Annotated in this window: 2 protein-coding genes; both read left to right on the top strand. The window is 67.1% G+C overall.

Annotated features, from left to right (window positions below; all coding sequences use genetic code 11):
- Window positions 1-1,288, top strand: a 1,288-nt coding sequence (locus JHD80_RS27045; protein WP_199093656.1) for a leucyl aminopeptidase, incomplete at its 5' end; no start/stop codon positions are given.
- Window positions 1,289-1,336: 48 nt separating this feature from the next.
- Window positions 1,337-1,490 (top strand): DNA polymerase III subunit chi (locus JHD80_RS27040; protein WP_199093654.1); only part of this gene is annotated, 154 nt, incomplete at its 3' end.

Raw genomic sequence — 1,490 nt, 5'->3', positions numbered from 1 at the left:
GTCCTACGAGCGCCTGATCGTCGTCGGCGTCGGGCCCGAGGACGAGCGCGCCAAGCTCGATTTCGTCAAGCTGGGCGGGGCCATCGCCGGTCGGCTCGGCACCGGCCGCAGCGCCGAGCTCATTCTCGCGTTGCCCGACGGCCGGATCGAGCCGAAGCAGGCCGCCGATATCGCGCTCGGGCTGAGGCTGCGTGCCTATGCCTTCGACCGCTACAAGACCAAGAGCAAGGACAAGGACAAGGACGAGGCCGGGGCGCTGGCGGTGACGCTGCGCACGGCCGATCCGTCGGCGCTGAAGAAGGCCGTGAAGACCGCCGATGCCATCGCCGCCGGCGTCATTCAGGCGCGCGACCTCGTCAACGAGCCGCCCAATGTCCTCTATCCCGAGGAATTCGCCGATCGTGCCGCCAAGCTGGAGAAGCTCGGCGTCGAGATCGAGATCCTCGACGAGAAGGCGCTGAAGAAGATCGGCATGCGCGCGCTGCTCGGCGTCGGCCAGGGCTCGCGCCGCGAGAGCCGCGTCGCCATCATGCGCTGGAACGGCGCGAAGAAGGACGAGAAGCCCGTCGCCTTCGTCGGCAAGGGCGTGACCTTCGATACCGGCGGCATCTCGCTGAAGCCCGGCGCCGGCATGGAGGACATGAAGGGCGACATGGCGGGCGCGGCCTGCGTCGTCGGGCTGATGCAGGCGCTGGCCGGCCGCAAGGCCAGGGTCAACGCCGTCGGCGTGATCGGCCTCGTCGAGAACATGCCCGACGGCAATGCCCAGCGCCCCGGCGATATCGTGACGTCGCTCTCCGGCCAGACCATCGAGATCATCAACACCGACGCCGAAGGCCGGCTCGTCCTGGCGGATGTGCTCTGGTACACGCAGGAGCGGTTCTCGCCGCGTTTCATGATCAATCTGGCGACGCTGACCGGCGCGATCCTCGTCGCGCTGGCGCAGGAGAATGCCGGCCTGTTCAGCAACAATGACGAGCTCTCCGAGCGCCTGACGGCGGCCGGCATCGCCACCGGCGAGACGGTCTGGCGCATGCCGCTCGGCAAGGCCTACGATAAGATGATCGATTCCAAGTTCGCCGACATGAAGAACTCGGCCGGGCGTTATGGCGGCTCGATCACAGCGGCGCAGTTCCTGCAGCGCCATGTCAACGACACGCCCTGGGCGCATCTCGACATCGCGGGAACCGGAATGGCCGCCGCGAATTCCGAGATCAACCGCTCCTGGGGACCGGGCTGGGGCGTGCGCCTGCTCGATAGGCTGGTCGCGGATCACTACGAAGGCTGATTCGCTTTCTGCGGAAATGCCGGCAACCCGTTAGGATATAAGGCTTCGATGGCCGAGATCCTGTTCTTCCATCTGCAGTCCCGCCCGCTGGAGCAGGTCCTGCCGACAATCCTCGACCGCGCCCTGTCGCGCGGCCAGAAGGTCGTCGTCCAGGTCGGCGGCCAGGAGCGCATGAGCGTGCTCGACGACCACCTCTGGACCT

The sequence above is a fragment of the Allobosea sp. ASV33 genome (assembly GCF_016428755.1).
Taxonomy (GTDB): Bacteria; Pseudomonadota; Alphaproteobacteria; order Rhizobiales; family Beijerinckiaceae; genus Allobosea.
Note: the sequence above shows the minus strand (reverse complement) of the source record. Positions and strands in the feature narration are given on the sequence as shown.